Source organism: Tardiphaga sp. 709 (assembly GCF_032401055.1).
GTDB lineage: Bacteria > Pseudomonadota > Alphaproteobacteria > Rhizobiales > Xanthobacteraceae > Tardiphaga.
The window spans coordinates 5,337,171-5,356,633 of record NZ_CP135529.1; the positions used below are offsets into that span (position 1 = coordinate 5,337,171).

The 19,463-nt window shown below is 62.0% G+C and carries 14 protein-coding genes and 1 pseudogene; 12 read left to right on the forward strand and 3 right to left on the reverse strand.

What is annotated here, in order from left to right; translation table 11 throughout:
* The first annotated feature begins 259 nt into the window (after positions 1–259).
* Together RSO67_RS25770 and RSO67_RS25775 are read left to right on the forward strand one after the other, a co-directional pair.
* Entirely contained in the window at positions 260–1,420 is a 1,161-nt protein-coding gene (locus tag RSO67_RS25770; protein ID WP_315840826.1) for an IS30 family transposase, read from the forward strand.
* Between the two features lie 97 nt (positions 1,421–1,517).
* Positions 1,518–2,113 (forward strand): annotated as a pseudogene (locus RSO67_RS25775) (tyrosine-type recombinase/integrase).
* 215 nt (positions 2,114–2,328) lie between these two features.
* On the opposite strand, the gene RSO67_RS25780 reads toward RSO67_RS25775, so the two are convergent.
* The gene (locus RSO67_RS25780) at positions 2,329–3,243 is read right to left on the reverse strand and encodes a LysR family transcriptional regulator (RefSeq protein ID WP_315841159.1); all 915 of its coding nucleotides are present in this window, start codon (positions 3,241–3,243) and stop codon (positions 2,329–2,331) included.
* A 102-nt stretch (positions 3,244–3,345) separates the two neighbouring features.
* Here RSO67_RS25780 and RSO67_RS25785 point away from each other — a divergent pair, with 102 nt between their 5' ends.
* The 4 genes from RSO67_RS25785 to RSO67_RS25800 are packed head-to-tail and all read left to right on the forward strand — an operon-like array spanning position 3,346 to position 8,826.
* Positions 3,346–4,584, forward strand: a complete 1,239-nt coding sequence (locus RSO67_RS25785; protein WP_315841160.1) for an NAD(P)/FAD-dependent oxidoreductase — start codon at positions 3,346–3,348, stop codon at positions 4,582–4,584.
* A complete protein-coding gene (locus RSO67_RS25790) occupies positions 4,581–6,209 on the forward strand; it encodes a hydantoinase/oxoprolinase family protein (RefSeq protein WP_315841161.1) in 1,629 nt (542 codons plus the stop codon). Before RSO67_RS25785 ends, RSO67_RS25790 begins: the two co-directional genes overlap by 4 nt.
* Entirely contained in the window at positions 6,209–7,843 is a 1,635-nt protein-coding gene (locus tag RSO67_RS25795) for a hydantoinase B/oxoprolinase family protein (protein ID WP_315841162.1), read from the forward strand. The genes RSO67_RS25790 and RSO67_RS25795 overlap by 1 nt, the downstream gene beginning before the upstream one ends.
* On the forward strand, positions 7,840–8,826 hold the full coding sequence (locus RSO67_RS25800) for a tripartite tricarboxylate transporter substrate binding protein (RefSeq protein ID WP_315841163.1): 987 nt from the start codon (positions 7,840–7,842) through the stop codon (positions 8,824–8,826). Before RSO67_RS25795 ends, RSO67_RS25800 begins: the two co-directional genes overlap by 4 nt.
* 1,157 nt (positions 8,827–9,983) lie before the next feature.
* On the opposite strand, the gene RSO67_RS25805 is transcribed toward RSO67_RS25800, so the two are convergent.
* Both RSO67_RS25805 and RSO67_RS25810 read right to left on the reverse strand, forming a co-directional pair.
* The gene (locus tag RSO67_RS25805) at positions 9,984–11,012 is read right to left on the reverse strand and encodes a leucyl aminopeptidase (protein WP_315841164.1); all 1,029 of its coding nucleotides are present in this window, start codon (positions 11,010–11,012) and stop codon (positions 9,984–9,986) included.
* A gap of 15 nt (positions 11,013–11,027) precedes the next feature.
* Entirely contained in the window at positions 11,028–11,930 is a 903-nt protein-coding gene (locus RSO67_RS25810; RefSeq protein WP_315841165.1) for a TetR/AcrR family transcriptional regulator, read from the reverse strand.
* A 96-nt stretch (positions 11,931–12,026) separates the two neighbouring features.
* On the opposite strand from RSO67_RS25810, the gene RSO67_RS25815 reads away from it, so the two are divergent.
* From RSO67_RS25815 to RSO67_RS25840, 6 genes are all read left to right on the forward strand, one after another.
* Positions 12,027–13,085, forward strand: coding sequence for an aromatic ring-hydroxylating dioxygenase subunit alpha (locus RSO67_RS25815; RefSeq protein WP_315841166.1), 1,059 nt, complete (start codon positions 12,027–12,029; stop codon positions 13,083–13,085).
* Positions 13,072–14,025, forward strand: a complete 954-nt coding sequence (locus tag RSO67_RS25820) for a PDR/VanB family oxidoreductase (RefSeq protein ID WP_315841167.1) — start codon at positions 13,072–13,074, stop codon at positions 14,023–14,025. The genes RSO67_RS25815 and RSO67_RS25820 overlap by 14 nt, the downstream gene beginning before the upstream one ends.
* A 30-nt stretch (positions 14,026–14,055) precedes the next feature.
* Positions 14,056–15,297 (forward strand): FAD-dependent monooxygenase, encoded by a 1,242-nt coding sequence (locus tag RSO67_RS25825; protein ID WP_315841168.1) that lies wholly within the window; start codon positions 14,056–14,058, stop codon positions 15,295–15,297.
* A 137-nt stretch (positions 15,298–15,434) separates the two neighbouring features.
* On the forward strand, positions 15,435–16,658 hold the full coding sequence (locus RSO67_RS25830) for an ABC transporter substrate-binding protein (protein WP_315841169.1): 1,224 nt from the start codon (positions 15,435–15,437) through the stop codon (positions 16,656–16,658).
* 75 nt (positions 16,659–16,733) lie between these two features.
* Positions 16,734–18,665: an ABC transporter permease gene (locus RSO67_RS25835; protein WP_315841170.1), complete on the forward strand. Its 1,932-nt coding sequence runs from the start codon at positions 16,734–16,736 to the stop codon at positions 18,663–18,665.
* Positions 18,662–19,459 carry an ABC transporter ATP-binding protein gene (locus RSO67_RS25840; protein WP_315841171.1) on the forward strand — a complete coding sequence of 266 codons (798 nt, stop codon included), beginning with the start codon at positions 18,662–18,664 and terminating at the stop codon, positions 19,457–19,459. The genes RSO67_RS25835 and RSO67_RS25840 overlap by 4 nt, the downstream gene beginning before the upstream one ends.
* Positions 19,460–19,463: the final 4 nt, after the last annotated feature.

Consider the following 19,463-nt stretch of genomic DNA (forward strand, 5'->3'; position numbering starts at 1 on the left):
CGATATATTTGAGCAGGGGCTGCATACCCCATCTGGCAAAGGACGAAATGTCAGTCGCCGGCCCCTGAGCCATATTGCTTCGAAACTCCTCGGACGTCGAACCGGATCGAGAACAGCCGACCGCACACTAGCGTGCCTATCGTCATCACTTCGTTCAGATTCCCGTTGGGGTGTTCTGCATACGCGACGTCCGCTAAATCCAGTGGGCTCAATTGGTCGGTGCAACACTCTAATCTTGTAGCAAAGATGGAGTGCGGACATGAACCGGCGACAACGCATTAACTACTCGGCGGCGCAACGATCCGAGATCTGGGATCGTTGGCAAGCAGGCGAACCGATGAGTTCGATCGGACGCCGGTTTGACCGCGATTCCTCATTGGTATTCTCGATCATATCGCCGACTGGCGGTATCCGGCCGCCGGATCGGTGCCGTGCCAAGCGAGCGCTTAGTCTGTCTGAACGGGAGGAGATTTCTCGTTGGCTCAGCATGTGCCGCTCCTTGCGGTCGATCGCACGTCATTTGGGACGATCGGCTTCAACCATCAGCCGTGAAGTCCGACGCAATGGTGGGGCGGATCGCTATCGGGCAGCCCGGTCCGATCAGGCCGCCTGGGATCGATCGCGGCGACCCAAGCTCTGCAAGCTGGCTTGTCGTCCGTTCTTGAGGCGGACAGTATCGACCTTGTTGGGGAGGCACTGGTCGCCGGAACAGATTGCCGGCTGGCTGAAGCGGACGCACCCGGCGGAGCCCGAAAAGCAGGTGTCACACGAGACGATCTATCGCAGCCTGTTCATCCAGGCGCGCGGCGTCCTGAAAAAGGAGCTTCTTGAGCACCTGAGAGCAAAGCGTACGGTTCGTCGCTCCAGGCATGCGAGCATGAAACGGAACGGGCTCGGCCAGATCAAGAACGCCGTATCCATCAGTGAACGACCGCCTTCCGTCGATGATCGTGCGGTCCCTGGCCATTGGGAAGGCGATCTGATCGGTGGATCGAGGAATAGCTATATCGCAACGCTTGTTGAACGGCATTCGCGCTATGTGATGCTGATTAAAGTCGCGAACAAAGATACCGAAAGCGTTGTCTCGGCGTTGATCAAGCAATCGCGGCGGTTGCCCAGCGAACTTTACAGGTCCCTGACTTGGGACAGAGGTAAGGAGCTCGCCGACCATCAGCGACTGGCATTGGCCGCCGACGTCGATATCTATTTTTGTGACCCTCGCTCCCCATGGCAGCGCGGATCAAACGAGAACACCAACAGGTTGCTGCGCCAATATCTGCCGCGGGGCACCGATCTCTCCTTGCACAGCCAAGCCAGGCTCAGCGCCATTGCAAGGCAGCTCAATGAGCGACCACGGAAAACCTTGCTTTATCAGACGCCGGCTGAGAGGTTTGCCGAATGTGTTGCAGCGATCGGTTGAACTCACCGCGCAAAGCCGTCATTTGGGGTAAGTTTCTATTCGTTCGTCGCTCGTAGGGAGCGACGTGGAGGGACGGGTTGGCATCGGAGCCGACTCCATGCCTGTCTGGAACAAAGGTCAAATTGTTGGCCAGAAACTTCCGCTCAAACCGAGAGAGGTTTGGGGGATGAGAACGAGATTGGAAGTTGCCTCCAACCTCCGAGAGCTTGCCCTCTTTATCTCGCAATCGACAGTAAGCTCCGCGCGTGCGATCTGACATGCATAAGAGTTCGAGACTTGATGATCTCCGGCTTATTGCGGAGTCGGGCAACGGTTATTCAAAAGAAAACGGGGAGCCCGGTCCATTTTGAGGTATCGGAGCAGACAAAGAGCAGTCTTGAGAAGTGGATTGCTTCGCGGAAGTTGCTTTCGTCAGACTTCCTGTTCCCCAGCCGTAAGTTGGCTAAACCTCATCTGTCTACCCGACAATATGGGCGGATCGTTGATCGATGGGTAGTCAGCCTTGGACTAGATCGAAGACGCTATGGAACCCATTCGCTACGCCGAACGAAGGTGTCTGAGATCTACAAGAAAACCGGAAATCTTCGCGCGGTTCAACTGCTCCTAGGTCACACCAAGCTTGAGAGCACCGTACGTTACCTCGGAATTGAGATAGATGACGCATTGGCCATGTCGGAGCAGGTGGATCTCTAAGTTCTCACTGAGGCGCATCATCACGTGATGCGCCTTTGGGCGTTGAGCTGACCGAGCGATCTAGTAATCCGAAATAGCTATGGTTTGCTCAAGAAGCTGCGACGTGCTGGATTCCCGCCTACGTGGAGAGTGACAGTGTGTTTTGCGGATTCCTCATACTTCGTCATTGCGAGCAGCTGTTGTCTCGGACACCCGGTAAATCCGTTCGCCTAGCCTCATCCATCGTTGCATGCCGCGCGCTGGCGCAGCAGCTTGACGAAGGCTTCCGCAGGCGGTGAGAGCACGAGACCGCGTCGCTGGTAGATGTAGTAGCGACGGTTGATTTCCGGGGCGCGGAGCTTGATGAAGCGCACGTCGAAATTCGCAGCGAAGATTTGCCCGTAGTCCGGAACGGCGGCAAGGCCGGTGCCAACACCCACCAGCGCCAGTGCGGTGGTGAGATATTGGACCTCGACGGCGGTCTGCATCGACAGTGAGCGATCGTGCTCGTGCAGCAGGCGTTCCAGATGCCGATTGAACTCGCTGGAGTAAATCACCCAGCGCGCGTCGCGCAGTTTTTTCCAGGAGACTGCCTGTTGGCGCCCCAGCGGATTGCGCGCCGCGCAGACCAGACGGATCGGCACATCCATCAGGAACGTGCTGGTGACATCGTCGCCGGTGGCGCGCTCGGGGCCGACACCCAGTTCCGCCTCGCCCCGGCGCACGATGCTCACCACCTCATCCGCCATCGCGTCGGTCACGCGCAGGCCGACGTCGGGATGAGCCTGTTCGAATTCGCCCAGCGCCGCCGCCACCCATGTACATGCCAGCATCTGCGGCGCGGCCACGCGTAGCAGACCGGTACGAAGCAGGCGAAGGTCCGAAGCGCCCTCGGCGATCTGCTGAACGTCATCCAGGATGCGACGCGCAAAAGGGAGCAATTGCTGGCCGGCGGCGGTTAGCAGCACGACCGGGCCACGGTCAAAGAGCTTCAGGTGGAGGGTCTCCTCGAGCTGCTGGACCAGCATGCTGACGGCCGATTGCGTCAGGTTGATCTGCCGCGCGGCCGTCGTGAAGCTGCCGGCCCGCGCGACCGCGGCGAAGGCCCGCATCTGGCGCAGGCTGAGATTGGAGAGAACGTCGGGCCGCATAGGAGTCTCCCGCTGGCGTGGTTTGGGTATCAGAAAGCCTGATGAGAGTATTAGAAGAATTCGCTTGTGTGATGGGGGAGTTATTTTCCAGAATTCGTCCCCATGCACATTGTCGTCATAGGGACTGGAATCGTTGGCGCCTGCACGGCCGCATGGCTGCAGCGCGACGGACATGCGGTGACGTTCGTCGATCCGCTGGAGGCGGGCGAAGCCTGCTCGTTCGGCAATGCGGGCTCGCTATCGCCCAGCGCCTGCCTGCCGGTGGGTATGCCGGGCATGTGGAAGAAGGTTCCGCGCTGGCTGTTGGATCCATTGGGGCCGCTGACGGTGCGCTGGGCCTATGCGCCGCGGGTGGCACCGTGGCTCCTGCGCTTGCTGCATCATTCGTCGCGCGAAGAGGTGACGCGTATCGCCACCGCGTTGCGTACACTGCTGGAGCCAATCTTCGATTGCTACGATCCGCTGCTCACCCATGCCGATGCGCAGGAGCTCGTGCGGCGCAGCGGTTGCCTCTACGTCTTTTCGTCGCGGGAGACCGCAACGCAGTGGTCATGGGGCATGAACCTGCGGCGATCGTTGGGCGTCAAGATGCAGGACGTCGATCAGGATGAGCTCGAAACTCTCGAGCCAGACCTCAAGGGACGCTTCCGCTTCGGCATCCTGGCGCCCGAGAACGGCTCCACGTCCGACCCGTCTGCCCTCGTCAAGGTACTTTACAATCGCTGCATCACGGACGGCGCGCGCCACGTCCGCGACCGCGTTCGCGGCTTCGAGCGTGAGGGCAAGCGCGTCACGGCCGTGCGGCTGGAACGCGGCGAGCCGCTGGCGGCGGATGGCGTGGTGGTGGCGGCCGGTGCATGGTCGGGCGCGTTGGCCGCATCGCTCGACAGCCCGGTGATGCTGGAGACACAGCGCGGTTACCACGTCACCGTGCAGAGTTCGAACCTGACTTTGCGCCACACCGTGATGGCGGTGGAGCACAATCTGATGGTCAACCCGATGGCCATGGGCCTTCGGCTGGCCGGCACGGTGGAATTCGCCGGCCTGAAAGCCGCGCCCAACATGGCGCGCGCCGATGCGCTGTTACGTCAGGGGCAGCAGCTGTTCCCGCACCTCGACACGTCGTCCTACACGCGCTGGATGGGTCATCGTCCCTGTCATCCCGATAGTCTGCCCGTGATTGGTCCGGTCCGTGCGGTCGATAACGCGTGGCTCGCCTTCGGCCACGGCCATATGGGCATGTGCATGGGCGCGGCAACCGGCCGCGAGATCGCGCATCTGGTGGCGGGACGCCCGACGCAGGTGGATCTCACGCCGTTTTCGCCGGAGCGATTCCGTTGAGCCCGTCCTGGTCGCTTGCGGCGGACATGGGTGGCACGTTCATCGATGCAGTGGCCTTGCGACACGACGGACAGATCGCCTCACTCAAACATCCGCGCGCCGGGGGCCCGCTGGCGGAGACGGTCGTCGAGGCGCTCGATCTGTTGCGCGCGCAGGCGGGCATCGGGGCAGGCGATGTCGGACGGGTCGTGCACGGCTCGACCGTCATCACCAACCTGCTGCTGGAATTGAACGAGCCGCCGGTCGCCCTTGTGCTCACGCGCGGCATGCGCGATGTGCCTGTACTGGCGCGGCAGGATCGCAAGGAGCTGTACGAGCCCGTCATCGCGCCAGCCTTGCCCGACGCAAAACTGTTTCCGGGGCCGCTCCGTTTCGAAATCTCCGGACGGATCGATGCCGCCGGGCGCGAGGTCGAACCGCTTGGCCTGTCGGCGCTGGATGCGATCGCCGATGCGGTGAGCGCCGCCGGGGTGCGCGCCGTGGCGGTTGGCCTGTTGTTCTCGCACCTCAATCCGGACCACGAACGTGCCGTGCGCACCGCGCTGCATGCGCGTCTGCCGGACCTGTATGTTTCACTGTCCTGCGAGGTCGATCCGCAACCGCGGGAGTTCGAGCGATGGCTGACGACAGCGCTTGACGCCTATGCCAGGCCGCTGGCGGGAGATTACCTGCATGCATTGGCTGACGCGTTGACGGCGCGCGGCCTGCCGACACCGCGCGTAATGCGATCGTCCGGCGGCACCGCGCCTTGGCGCGAACTCGCGGAACAGCCGATCGGCCTCGCGATGTCCGGTCCCTGCGCGGCGCTGCAGGGTGTGGCCGCCAGCATCAGCACATGCGCGTCCGGACCCGCGATCGTCATGGATGTGGGAGGCACCAGCGCCGACATCAGTCTGCTCCTGGAGGGTAGGCCGACATTCACCGATGCGCTGGAATGTGGCAGCTTGCCAATCCGCCAGCGCTGCGTGGACATCACCTCCATCGGCATCGGCGGCGGCAGCTTGGTGTCGGTGCTGCCGGGCGGCGCATTGCGGCTGGGGCCGCGCTCGCAAGGCGCCTGGCCGGGGCCAGCCGCCTTCGGTCTGGGCGGTGACTTACCGACACTCAGCGATGCGCTGTGCGTGCTGGATCGTTTGCCGCCGCGATTGGCAGGCGGGATCGTGCTGGACCGCGCGGCGGCCGAGACCGCGCTCGGCGACATCGCCGCCGCGCTCGGTCTGTCTGTATCTCGAACGGCGGAGGCCGTCGTGAGCGCGGCCGCGGCCGAAATGGCAGAGGCGCTCAAGACCCACGCCTTCCAGCGCAACCTCGATCCCGCTCACGCGGTGCTCGTCGCCATCGGCGGCGGCGGCGCGCAACATGCGGCCGAAGTGGCCGAGAGCGCCGGCATCCGTCGTGTGCTGGTGATGCCGCATGCCAGCGTGATCGCGGCGCTTGGCATGCTGGCCGATCCGGAGGAGGCCGCTGTCCAGTTGGCGGCGAGCGATGGCCTCTGGGATCCGCTGCCGCCGCAGGGCGAGGGGCCGCATGCCCTATTCGCGTCGATGACCACCGTATGGGTGCCCGCAGGCTGGTCCTGGTGGCTCATGCCGGACCAAACACTGGCGCTGGAGGCGAAGGCCTGATGCCGCCCGCGCACGCACCAGCACACGATCTGGAGATCGCTCTGCGCATGGAGCCGCTGCGACTGGCGCTGCAGGGCACGGCCGATCGCATGCAGGCCGGCATGACGCGCGCTGCCGTATCGTCCATAGCCCGCGAGAGCGGCGACTGCGCCGCGGCGCTGTTTCTGCCGGACGGACGCATGCTGGCTCAGGCCCGCTCGCTGCCGCTGTTGCTGGGATCGCTGATTCCGGCCGTGGCCGGTGTGCTCGCGCGTTTCCCGCTGGCCGCGATGTCTGAGGGCGACGCCTATCTGCTTAACGATCCCTGGTCCGGCGGCACGCATTTGCCCGATCTCGCGCTGGTGCATCCGATCTTCCAGGGTGGCGAGGTGATTGCCTTGGCTGCCGCCAATCTGCACCATCAGGATGTGGGCGGCATGGCCGCCGGCTCCATCCCGCCTGACGCCAATGAAGTCTACCAGGAAGGCTTGCGCATTCCTCCGGTGCGCTGGCGCAGCGCCGACGGTGTGCAGCCCGACATTGACGCCATCCTGGTGGCCAATTCGCGCATGCCGGATAATTTGCGCGGTGACCTCGCGGCGCAATGGATTGCGCTGACACAGGGCGCGCGTGAAGTGAAGCAGATCGTGCGACACACCGGACCTCGTTTCATGGAGGTCTGCGATGCCTTGCTTGCGCAGACCGAACGCATGACAAGGGCGGCCCTCCGAGCTGCGCCCGATGGCGCGTGGAGCTGGCGCGACCAGCTCGACGGCAGCGACATCGACACCGCACCGGTCACCATTGCCGTGACATTGCGCAAGCAGGGCGATGCGCTGGTCATCGACTTCGACGGCAGCGCGCCGCAGGTCCGTGGACCGCTGAACGCATCGCCGGCGGCCATGCTGTCTGCAGCCTTGTTCTTCATGCGCACGCTGGCGCCTGATGCTCCCAACAATGCGGGCTGCCTGGCGCCGCTGACGCTGAAGCTTCCGCCCGGCAGCCTGGTCAATCCGATGTTGCCGGCGGCAGTCAATGCGCGCACGGCAACCGTAAAGCTGGCCTGCAACGCGATCCTCGGTGCCTGGTCGCAGTCGGCAAGCGGGACGGGCGTGGCGCCACACGCCGGTGTGGCCACTGTCCTCGCGCTCAGCGGCACGCGGATGGACGGGCAACGCTGGATGTTCACCGAGATCATCGCGAGCGGCGCCGGCGCCAGCGTCAACGCGTCTGGCCGCGCCGGCGTTTCCACCGACGTCGGCAATGCCCGTAATACGCCGTTGGAGGTGATCGAGACCGAAGCGCCGCTGCGCGTGGAATGCTACGAGATCCGCCGCGGTAGCGGGGGCGCCGGCATGCAATGCGGCGGTGACGGCGTCAGACGCGCCTATCGTCTGCTCGAAGGTGAGGGCTGGATTGCCTATCGCGGAGAACGCCATGTCGGCCGCGCCCGCGGTGTGCAAGGCGGCGACGCCGGCGCAAATTCGGTGGCCCGGGTTTTGCGTGTGGGCGGAGCGGTGGAGTTCTTGCCAGCGCGCGCCCGCATCGCGTGGTCCGCAGGCGATGTGCTGATCATCGAAACCGCTGGCGGTGGTGGCTGGGGATCTCTCGCTCCAGTTGGATCCGCCGACACACTTGCAAGGAGTTATCCATGATCCGCTTCCCGATGTCGCTCCGCACGACGCTGGCGTTGGCCAGTCTCGCGGTGTTTCTGCCTGCGTCGGGTTATGCGCAAGCAACTTACCCGAACAAGCCGATTCATATCGTTGTGCCCTTCGCGTCCGGCGGCAGCACCGACGTGCTTGCGCGGCGTCTCGGAGAAAAATTCGCCGCCGGCTGGGGCCAGCCGGTCGTGGTCGATAATCGCCCCGGTGCCGGCGGCACTATCGGGGCCGACTTCGTGGCCAAATCTGCACCCGACGGCTACACCCTGCTGGCGGGTGTGACTGGCAGCAACGCCATCGCACAGCCCCTGTACCCCAAACTGCCCTACGACGTGGTCAAGGATTTCGCGCCATTGTCGATCATGGTGAGCGCGCCGCTCGTGCTCGCCGTCAACCCCGACGTCAAGGCGACTACGGCGGCCGAGTTTCTCGCTCTGGCCAAGTCGAAACCGGACGCGCTGAGTTTCGGCTCGCCCGGCAACGGCACCTCGATGCATCTCACCGGCGAGATGTACAAGCAGGTTACCGGCGCCTCGATGGTGCACATTCCTTACCGCGGCAGCGCGGCCATGCTCACCGACCTCATGAGCGGTCAGATCCAGTCCGCATTCGGTGACGTATTGGTGCTGATGCCGCAGATCCAGGCGGGAAAGGTGCGCGCACTTGCCGTTACCTCGAAGACGAGGCTTCCCCTGCTGCCAGACGTGCCGACCCTGGATGAAGCGGGACTTCCGGGTTTCGAGGCGTCGTCATGGCAGGGCTTGTTTGCTCCGGCCGGCACGCCGCCCGACATCGTCGAAAAGCTGGGCGCGGAGGTGATCAAGGCCATGCAATCTCCCGACATCAAGGATTTTTTCGCAGCGCAGGGTTTCGTCGTTCAAGGATCGACGCCAGCGGCATTCAAGGCCTTTGTCGCAAGCGAGGTGAACAAATGGACGCCGATCGTGAAGAATTCCGGCGTGCAGGCCAATTGAGCTGACACGTTCCAACTCTGTAGCGCAACTGCATCGGAACGACCTCGAAGTGTGTCGGAGTTGAAAGGGCGTTTGCGGTTATTGCGGTGAGCAGGACAATACGCAATCGATGACTTTCGTTTCTAAGCATCGTGCCGGAAAACTTTATTACTGCCCCCTAGTGGCGCAAAGCCGCCATCCAGGCGTATCGTCCTCAATCTTAGCTTGGCCCAGATCATGTTAGATGAGGCAGCGCTTCGAACTCTACATGCGTGCATCCAAATCTCGTGTGCAGCAGCGACGATCTGCACAGAGATTGTCTTGAAGACAGAAGTAGTCTGGGGCGATCTATGCGTGCGCGTCCTTGGGAGGCCACCGGGCAACCACCCGCTATCTCGCCATCCACGTTGCGCAAGCGCAGTCGGTGTCGAAACCGGCTGCGTTTTTATTAGAACTGAGCTCATGCAAGCCCGTCGACAAATTAACGACGGCTGTGATGTTACTAGTGGCGACTACCGGTGCTTCGTTCAACATCACGGGCGTGCTAGCCGGCGGGCCGAGAGTGCTTCGCACGAAGTTGATGCGGTCGCGATTGCATCGGGAGAGGCCCATCGCTACGGGATCATGTGACAGGAGCAGTCTACCACTTGGGTGATCAGGTTCGCACGTCTGAGGCGAGAATGGTCACGCGAACGCGTCCGGGGGGGAGCCGCCGTCAATTCGACTTGGTGGCCCGCGGCTCTAGTCGTTTTCGCGATGGGAAGGGGAAGCAGAGGACCCATTCTCAGGCGACCAAATCGCTTGATACGTGTTTCGCGCGCCGCCTTCGGATTGAGGATGGCTCGCGTCATATTCGGCCGCGATAAGATGGCCGTAGGACCATTCAAGCACCCGTGAAACATTAAGCTTCCACGATGACCAGTTTGGCGAGCGCATGTCGCGTTCCATTCGGTTGGAGGTTGAAGCATCCAACGAGTGCAAGCAAAGGATATGCCACTACTTACTAGCGGTGCTCCCAGCGCTCATTACAGAATAGAGAAGTACGTTCCCTCGCGTATTTACCCACTGCTGGCCGCGAAAGGCACCAGCGTTCTTCGGAATTGCGTGCGCGCCGTACAGTGCAAGCGCTGCCTTTGCGCAGCAGTCACGGCGTGCGTCGCACAGGGGCCCGCGATCGCTTAACGGCTCATTTGGATCTCCTTCACGACCACGTCACCATTGATCACGACGGGTTCGTCGTCGAGCAACAACGAGCAATTGCGCATCGGAATGTCCAGGTGGCAGGCGGTATCGTTGGGGCCGCCCAGTTCGCTGTTCGGGCCCGTCGAGAACATGACGTTCCCGTAGAAGCTGCGCGGCTCCATTCCCATTCCGCCGGTAAATTCGCCCGGTACGAAGTTGTGCCATCTGGCCTGCGGGTTCATGCCCCAGCCGACGTGGCTCATGCCGAAACCGCGCTTGTCGTTGAACGAAGCCATATAGGCTTTGACGATCTCCGCCTCGAGGCCGCCGCGGATGTCGGTGACCCACCCCTTCTCGATCGTGTAGGTGATCGGTTCGCGCACCATGATGTTCTGCGGCAGCAGGATATCGCCAGTCGCCACGACGATCTGGCCGTCGACGCCATCGTCGTCTCCACCGGTGAAGACGAAGCCTGATGGCCAATGGTCCCAGCGACCGGGTGTGTCATTGCAGGCATATTCTGCAATCGTATCGTAGGTGTTGAGCTTGTAGGTCACGTCGGTGCCGTGTGGCGACGTGATTCGCATGACCTTTGCCTTGTCGAGAAGGCCGGCGGCGATTTCGACCTTCTCGCGCAATTCCGGATAGGGAAGCATTCGGGCAAGCAACGCAGGCGGCTCGACTGCGGTGAGGATGCGAGTGCCGGCGGCCTGGATCGCAAACTGCTCGGGGGAGAACAGCAGGAAAATGCAGTCGATCAGCATGTCGCAATTCTTCAGCGCTTCGACTGCATCGGGCAGGGCGGCCAGGCCGGTCACGCCGACGTTCCAGCCCGCGGTCGGCATCGGCGCGGGAAGGCGCATGTGATACATCCTGGCGCCGAGACGCTGGCCCGCGGCCATGAAAGCGTCGGCATATGACAGGCGATCGCTACCCTGAGTCAGAACGACGAGGCGCTCGCCTTCGCGAACCCCGGACATCTTGAGCTGATGCAGGCAGATTTCAGTGAAGCTGGCGTGATCCATCACTCTTCCTCTCGTTTAAATCTGAACTCGGCTTCTCGCAGCCTTCCTTTTATGGACACCAACAGCCTTCGTCGGCTCGCGGCACATGCCGCCGGTGATGAAGGCGACAGTCTCGGCCATCAATCTGGAGCCGTCTTTCGGATCGTACGACTCGGGCACCATGTCCTCCATGCGGTTCGTATCGGATAGAGCGTAAAGATAAGTGCCGATCATGAGCGTCATCCGCCAATGCACGTCGAGCCGTGAAAGATGCGGCAACGCCTTGTGCAGCGCATCGATATAGAGATGCGTGGACTCGTCATAAGCCGTCTTGCGCAGCTCGTAAGAGAGGTTGGGTGGTTCGGTATGCAGCCTGGCGTGGAGCCGCAAGAAGGCGGGCCCTTGCTCGGTCGCACGGAGGTCCAGGACCGGCCGAAGGAAGGCTTCGACGATGGCGACGACGTCCGTTGCCTTTCCATCGGTCTGCAATCTCGCCAAGCTTTCGATCCGCGCATCTGCGATCGGCGTCGCACGTCGAAGAAATGTTTCGCTGAAGAGGTCGAACTTCGAGCCGAAGTAGTAAGTGATCAGCGCCTGTGTCACTCCGGCGAGCACGGAAATCTCCCGTAGCGTGGTGCCCGCATATCCCTGATTGGCGAACACCACCTCGGCGGCATCCATTATGCCCTCGCGCATCGCTCCCTTGCCGCCTTCGGGCCGCCCAGGACGTTTGATCGGTGGCTCAGCGGACAAGACGCCTCGCCGGCCGGACACGCGGTTCATGCTGGCCTCCTCATGAATCCGATGCCGTGGCAGCAATTCGAGCACGAAGGCGCACAAAAACGGTGCAGCCGATGGGGCGAAGATAGAAAAGATAGCATTGTGGACCCCTGAGGCGTCGATGCCGATGCCGTTTCCCGCCGTTTCATGGGATGGCATGAGGATTGCTACCAGAAATTATATAGCCGGCCAACCAAACAATTATATGGCCGGCTAATTAATGTAACTAGCTGCGGCCAATCTTGAGGAGCATCAATGTCCGTCACGACTTTATCGGCCCAGCGGCCGATCACCGCGCAGGATGGCTGTCAGGATCCGGTTTTGCTCAACGACTGGCATGTCGTCGGCTATTCCTCCGATTTCGCCTCCGACAAAATCCATCCCGTTCGCCTGCTCGAGCGCGACTTGATCGTCTGGCGCTCGGCAAACGGCGACATCCATGTCTGGGAAGACCTCTGCATTCATCGCGGCGCCCGGCTGTCGAGAGGCTGGATCAAGAACGATCGCGTTGTTTGCCCCTATCACGGCTGGGAGTATGACGGCGGCGGTCGCTGCACCCTCATGCCTGCTGCTCCCGACGAGACGCCGATGAAAAAGGCGCGCGCTTTCCCCTATCAGGCAGTCGAACGCTATGGCTTCGTGTGGGTGTGTCTCGGCGAGCCGACGGCCGACATACCGGTGTTCCCGCAATGGGATGATCCGAGCTTTCTGAAGGTCCATAGCGGCCCCTATATGTATGCGGCCAATGGCTTTCGCTCGATCGAAAACTTCATCGATGCCAGCCACTTCCCGTTCGTCCATGCCGGCCTGAACGGCGTCATGGACAATCCGGATCGGCTTGAGCCCTATGACGTGCATGAGGTCGATACCGGCCTCTGCTCGTCGGAAATAAAGGTGTTTCAGCCGTGGGGCGATGCACGCGGCATTCCGCTGATGGCGTTCTACACCTACCACACGTTCCGTCCGCTGGTGGCCTACTTCTCGAAGCGAACCCAGCAGGCGGACAAGTCCGGCAATATCGTTTCCGACAAGTCCGATATCTTCGCCACCTTCTTCGTTTGCCAACCGGTCGATGAGAAGACGACTATCGCGCGCGTTTGCGCAGCGATGAACGTGAATCCGCATCCCGATCCGAAAGTCGTGCGTGATCGGGCGGACGTGGTCTTCAATCAGGATCGCGAGATCGTCGAGTCGCAGCGACCGGAGCGTATTCCAACGGAGCTGCGCTACGAGTTGCATCACCGAACGGATCTGATGGGGCAACGCTATCGGAGCTGGCTGCGCGCCAAGGGCATCACCTATGGCGTCATCTGACCTCGGTTTGAGGTTGCGGCTAGTCGAAGTGCGATACGGAGCGCCGGGGATCAATCTCTACCGGCTCGCTTCGTCCGACGGCGCGACGCTGCCGGCTTTCGAGCCCGGCGCTCACCTCGATCTCGAGGTAGCGCCCGGACTGGTGCGGCAATATTCGCTGCTTTGGCCACAGCCAGCTTCGGACTGCTACGAGATCGCGGTGCAGGAGGCGGCCGACGGAAGAGGGGGCTCGCGCGCCTGGCATCGGCAGTCGGTCGCAGGGGAGATCTATCAGAGTTCGATCCCGCGCAATCATTTCCCGCTCGGTGCTACCAACGAGACGACACGTTACCTGTTCGCTGGCGGCATCGGCATCACGCCGATCGTCTCGATGTATCGCAAGCTTGTCGCCGATGGTCAGCCGGTACAGCTGCACTATTGGACGCGCAGCCCCGAAGCGACCCTGTTTCATGCCGAGCTTGCCGCCGTCGCCGACGGTAGCGTGCGGATTCATCACACCAGTGGACCAGCGCCACGTCTCGCGGATGTTCTTGCGGATACGCCGATGGAGGCGCCGCTCTATTGTTGCGGGCCGACGCGCATGATCGATGCCTTCGACGAACTGACCGAGCGGCGTTCGATCGACCTCGTGCATCGCGAGCGTTTTGCCGTGGCGCCGGTGGATACGGGCCCCACGGGCAGCTTCACCGTTCGTCTGGCGCGCTCGGGGCGCACGCTCGATGTCGGGGCACAGGAGACTGTGCTCAGCGCCTGCCTCGCCGCCGGCATCGATCTTTCCTACTCATGCGAGGAAGGCGTCTGCGGTGCTTGCGAAGTCCGCGTTCTCTCGGGGCGCGTCGATCATCGCGACCAAGTGATTGCGCCCGCGGCGAGAGCGTCTTCCAGCACGATGATGGCCTGCTGCTCGCGCGGGCTGACCACACTCGAGCTGGACCTTTAATTCACGTGACGTTCTGTGATCGGAGACAACATGAAACATGATTTCCAAGTAGCCATCATTGGCGGCGGTATCGGCGGCGCGGCACTTGCCCGCAGTCTGGATCGGCTCGGCATCGATTATCACATGTTCGAACGCGCCTCGGCCTTGAGCGAAGTGGGTGCCGGCGTGCAGATGACGCCCAACGCCGTGAAGGTGCTTGAAGCGCTTGGGCTGGGACCGGATCTGGCGGCGGCAGGCTTCCTGCCAGAGGCCATGGTGGGATGGAATTGGCAGAGCGGCGAAGAGCTGTTTCGTACGCCGCTCCGTGAAGTATGTCCTCGTGTGTTCGGGGCCGAATTCTACCACGTTCATCGCGCCGACCTGCACACCATGCTGGCGAAAGATATCGCTCCTGAGCGCATCACGTTCGGTGTGTCCTGCACTGGGCTGCGTCAGCAGGCCGGGCGCACGATCGCCTGCTTCGACGACGGCAGCGAATATGCGGCCGATCTGGTGGTCGGCGCCGATGGCGTTCGTTCGGCTGTCCGCGCCGCGCTCTGGGGTCAGGAACCGGCCAGCTACACCGGGCACATGTGCTGGCGTGCCCTTGTTCCGGTCGAACAGTTTCCACTGCCTTTCGTCACGCCGACGTCTGCCTTCTGGATGGGACCGAAGGGGCACGTGGTGACCTATTACGTCAAGGGTGGTGCGATGGTGAACATCGTTGCCGTCAATGAGAATCACGATTGGGTCGAGGAGTCCTGGACCATCAAGAGCAGCCGGCAGGAACTGCTCGATGGATTCGCTGGCTGGAACGACAACCTGATCCGTCTGTTCGAGCTCACCAATCCCGACCAGATCTACAAGTGGGGGCTGTTCGATCGCGATCCGATGCAACGCTGGTCGCGCGGCAATGCCACGCTGCTCGGCGACGCCGCGCATCCGATGCTGCCTTTCCTGTCGCAGGGAGCAGCCATGGCAGTCGAAGACGGCTATGTTCTCGCGCAGGCACTGAGCCATTTCGGCCCGGGCGATCTCGGCGCGGCGCTCGATGCCTACGAGGCTGAGCGCCGTCCGCGCACTACCCGTGTCCAGCTCGAAGCGCGCGAACGTGGCCGCACATATCATTTGTCTTCGCCCGAAGAATCGAAAGCGCGTGACCTCGCATTCAAGCTTGAGCAGGCGAAGAACCCCAACGCAGTCGGGATCAAGGCTGAGTGGGTCTACCAATACGACGCCCGCACCTGCCGTGATCGCTTCGGCAAATCCCCGGCCCTGAGCGCTGCTTCCTGAGCTGCGCCCAGTCACACGGTATGCTCCAGATCTGCATTTGCCTGTTCGGCACGGTCGATCGTCTGGAGCCGCCACCACGTCGTTCCAAGCAACCACAAGCGTTTCACGATCGCATCACCCACCGGAGAAGGTAAGTCATGACCAAGCAAGTGAGTTTTAGACACGTCCTACTGTCTGGCCTGGCGACGATTGCCATTGGAGCCTCGGTTCCGGCCAGGGCCGAAGACACCATCAAGATTGGCGAGATCAACAGTTACAAGTCCCAGCCGGTCTTCACCGACGGCTACAAGAAGGGCATGATGCTCGCCATTGATCAGATCAACGCCAAGGGCGGTGTGGCCGGGCGCAAGCTCGAGCTCATTACCCGCGATGACAATGCCAATCCGGGCGAAGCGATCCGCCAGGCAGAAGATCTGGTCACCCGCGAAAAGGTCGACATCCTGGCCGGCGCCTTCTACGCCCATATCGGTACGGCATTGACCGACTATGCGAAGCAGAAGAAACGCTTCATGCTGATCACCGAGGCGCTGAGCGATAACATCGTCTGGGCCGTCGGCAACAAGTACACATTCCGCCTCGACTCCTCGACCTATATGCTGGTTTCTTCGCTGGTCGACGAAGCGGTGAAATTGAAGAAGAAGCGCTGGGCACTGATCTATCCGAACTATGAATTCGGGACGTCGGCTGCATCGGCCTTCAAGAGGTTGATGAAGGAGAAGCAGCCGGACGTCGAGTTCGTCGCGGAACAAGCGCCGCCGTTCAACAAGATCGATGCCGGAAGCGTGATCCAGGCGCTCTCCGACGCCAAGCCCGAGGCCACGTTCAACGCATTGTTCGGTTCCGATCTCGCCCAGTTCATCCGCGAGGGCAACACGCGTGGATATCTCGGTGACCAGATGCCGGTGTTCAGCATCATCACCGGTCAGCCCGAATATCTCGAACCGCTGCGCGATGAGATCCCCAAGAACTGGATGGTGACCGGTTATCCCTGGTACAGCATCAAGACGCCAGCCCATCAGGAATTCCTGACCGAGTATCAGAAGAAGTACGGCAAGGAGAATCTGCGGTTCGGTTCGATCATCGGCTATTCCACGATCAAGGCCATCGAGGCCGGTGTCGCGGCATCCGGCGGAAAGACCGACAGCGATTCGCTCGTCGCAGCGTTCGAAGGGCTCAATTTCGATACGCCGGACGGCAAGACCAGCTTCCGCAAGATCGATCACCAGGCGACCTGGGGCCTCTATGTCGGCAAGCTCGCCGTCGAGGACGGCAAGGGCGTGATGGTCGACTATCACTACGCCCCGGGCGACAAATTGCTGCCGTCGGACGACGAAGTGCGCAAGCTGCGTCCAGCTGACTAACCTGATGCCGGGCGTCCTCCTATCGAGGGCGCCCGGTCGCGTTTGAGCGTCACATCTGTTCCGAGCGAGACTGCCATGGATCTGTCCGCCTTCTTGGCTCAATTGTTGAACGGCTTGGCGGGGGCGTCGTCCCTGTTCCTGGTAGCGACCGGCCTGTCGCTGATTTTCGGCGTCACCCGGATTGTCAATTTTGCCCACGGCTCGTTCTTCATGCTTGGCATGTATGTGAGCTATTCATTGGTCGAACGGATCGGCGTGGGGCCTTGGCGAGCTGTCGGCTTTTGGGGCGCGCTGGTGCTCGCAGCATTGGCTGTCGGACTGCTCGGCGCGCTGGTGGAAATTCTGCTGCTGCGTCGGATCTACAAGGCGCCCGAGCTGTTTCAGCTGCTGGCGACATTCGCGCTGGTGCTCGTCTTTAATGATGCCGCACTATGGATCTGGGGGCCGGAGGATTTGCTCGGTCGTCGTGCACCAGGACTGGAGGGCGCTATCCAGCTCTTCGGTCGTGCCTATCCAAGCTACAATCTGTTCCTGATCGTGATCGGTCCCGCGATTTTCGGCCTGCTCTGGATGCTGCTGACCAAGACGCGCTGGGGCGTCATGGTGCGGGCGGCAACCCACGACCGCGAGATGCTGGGCGCCCTCGGCGTCAATCAGGCGTGGCTGTTCACCGGCGTGTTTGCACTCGGTTGCATGCTGGCGGGACTCGGCGGAGCGGTCCAGCTTCCGCGTCAGCCGGCGAGCCTCACCGTCGATATCTCGACGATCGGTGATGCGTTTGTCGTCGTCGTGGTAGGCGGCATGGGCTCGATTCCTGGTGCCTTTCTGGCGTCGCTCCTGATCGCCGAAGTGAAGGCGATTTGTATCGGCATCGGTACGGTTCATCTCGCGGGGATCGAGATCTCGTTCTCCAAGCTCACGCTGGTGGTCGAATTCCTGATCATGGCGGTGGTCCTTGTGATCCGGCCGTGGGGGCTGTTGGGACGGCCGCAAGCGACCAGTCGTAACTCGGCGCCGGTTGAAGCACCATTGAAGGCGGCTTCCAACTGGTTTCGCATGACGGTCATCGGCGTTTTCCTGCTGATGGCGATGTTGCCTATGCTCGATCAATCGCTGCCTTATGCTGCGGTGCTCGGTCAGGACATTCTGGTCGCGGCGCTGTTCGCGGTCAGTTTGCATTTCATGATGGGACCGGGCGGCATGCATTCGTTCGGGCATTCCGCCTATTACGGCCTTGGCGCCTACGGCGCTGCCATCCTGGTCAAACTGGCATTCATGCCCATGCCGCTCGCGATGCTGGTCGCTCCCCTGGTGGCCGGTCTTGGCGCCCTGCTGTTCGGCTGGTTCTGCGTGCGGCTGTCGGGCGTCTATCTCGCGATGCTGACGCTCGCCTTCTCGCAGATCGTCTGGTCAGTCGTGTTCCAGTGGGATGCGGTCACCGGTGGCTCCAATGGCATGGTGGGCGTCTGGCCGGCGGATTGGCTGAGCGGAACGCGCTACTACTACCTCACGCTCGTATTGGTCGGGCTCTCGGCCTACGCGCTGCGGCGGTTTGTGTTTGCGCCGTTCGGTTATGCGATGAGGGCCGGGCGGGATTCGTCGCTGCGTGCCGAGGCCATCGGTATCGATGTGAAGCTCGTGCAGTGGCTGGCCTTCACGATCGCCGGCGTGTTCGGCGGATTGGCCGGCACGCTCTACATCTTCTCCAAGGGCAGTGTCTCGCCGGATGTGATTTCGGTCAGCAAATCGGTCGACGGGCTCGTCATGGTTCTCTTGGGCGGCATTCAGTCACTCACGGGCCCCGTGATCGGCGCTGCGGTGTTCGGCGTGCTGCAGGACTGGGTGATGCGCGCCACGGATTACTGGCGGGCCTTGTTCGGTGGCATTATTCTGTTTCTGGTGCTCGCCTTCCCGGAGGGACTGGCTGGTATCTCGCGCCAGATCGAAAGTCTGTGGCAGCAATATCGACCTGCCGTGGGCGTTGTCCGACAGGAGAAGCTGACATGAGTGGCGCGCTGCTTGAGGTCCGCGATCTCTATATGACGTTCGGCGGCGTATGTGCCGTCGATGGAATCACCTTCGATCTTCATCCTGGTGAATTGCTGGCGTTGATCGGCCCGAACGGTGCAGGCAAATCCACCACCTTCAATATGGTCAACGGCCAGCTGCGTGCCTCGGGCGGATCCGTCCGCTTGGCCGAGCAAGAGCTGGTCGGGATGAAGCCGCGCGCGATCTGGCGCCTCGGCGTCGGACGCACGTTCCAGATCGCGGCCACATTCGCATCCTTCACGGTCGTCGAGAACGTGCAAATGGCGGTGATGTCCCATCAGCAGCAGATCTTTTCGCTGTGGCGTCCCGCCGCAAGCCGTTATCGCGATGAGGCGCTGATGCTGCTTGCGCAGGTCGGCATGGACGCGCAGGCTGACCGAGCTTGCAGCGAACTGGCTTATGGCGACATCAAGCGCGTCGAGCTCGCCATGGCCCTGGCGAACAATCCCAGGCTGCTGCTGATGGACGAGCCGACCGCCGGGATGGCGCCACGCGAACGCAACGAATTGATGGCTTTGACCAAGCGGCTGGTGATCGAGCGCGGCATGGCCGTGCTGTTCACCGAGCACAGCATGGATGTCGTCTTCGCCCATGCCGACCGCATCATCGTGCTCGCCCGCGGCAAATTGATTGCGGAAGGGGACGCAGACGAAATCCGCAGTCATCCCAAGGTCAAGGAAGTCTATTTCGGCAACGGCCTGACTTTCGAACATCCGCCGGAACTGGCCGTCGCGGCAAGGATACCCGCATGACTGC

Excerpts from the sequence above, each read along its gene's own strand:
- RSO67_RS25770 (WP_315840826.1), top strand. The coding sequence starts at position 260 with ATGAACCGGCGACAACGCATTAACTACTCGGCGGCGCAACGATCCGAG.
- RSO67_RS25780 (WP_315841159.1), bottom strand. The coding sequence starts at position 3,243 with ATGCGGCCCGACGTTCTCTCCAATCTCAGCCTGCGCCAGATGCGGGCC.
- RSO67_RS25785 (WP_315841160.1), top strand. The coding sequence starts at position 3,346 with ATGCACATTGTCGTCATAGGGACTGGAATCGTTGGCGCCTGCACGGCC.
- RSO67_RS25795 (WP_315841162.1), top strand. The coding sequence starts at position 6,209 with ATGCCGCCCGCGCACGCACCAGCACACGATCTGGAGATCGCTCTGCGC.
- RSO67_RS25800 (WP_315841163.1), top strand. The coding sequence starts at position 7,840 with ATGATCCGCTTCCCGATGTCGCTCCGCACGACGCTGGCGTTGGCCAGT.
- RSO67_RS25805 (WP_315841164.1), bottom strand. The coding sequence starts at position 11,012 with ATGGATCACGCCAGCTTCACTGAAATCTGCCTGCATCAGCTCAAGATG.
- RSO67_RS25810 (WP_315841165.1), bottom strand. The coding sequence starts at position 11,930 with ATGCCATCCCATGAAACGGCGGGAAACGGCATCGGCATCGACGCCTCA.
- RSO67_RS25815 (WP_315841166.1), top strand. The coding sequence starts at position 12,027 with ATGTCCGTCACGACTTTATCGGCCCAGCGGCCGATCACCGCGCAGGAT.
- RSO67_RS25820 (WP_315841167.1), top strand. The coding sequence starts at position 13,072 with ATGGCGTCATCTGACCTCGGTTTGAGGTTGCGGCTAGTCGAAGTGCGA.
- RSO67_RS25825 (WP_315841168.1), top strand. The coding sequence starts at position 14,056 with ATGAAACATGATTTCCAAGTAGCCATCATTGGCGGCGGTATCGGCGGC.
- RSO67_RS25830 (WP_315841169.1), top strand. The coding sequence starts at position 15,435 with ATGACCAAGCAAGTGAGTTTTAGACACGTCCTACTGTCTGGCCTGGCG.
- RSO67_RS25835 (WP_315841170.1), top strand. The coding sequence starts at position 16,734 with ATGGATCTGTCCGCCTTCTTGGCTCAATTGTTGAACGGCTTGGCGGGG.
- RSO67_RS25840 (WP_315841171.1), top strand. The coding sequence starts at position 18,662 with ATGAGTGGCGCGCTGCTTGAGGTCCGCGATCTCTATATGACGTTCGGC.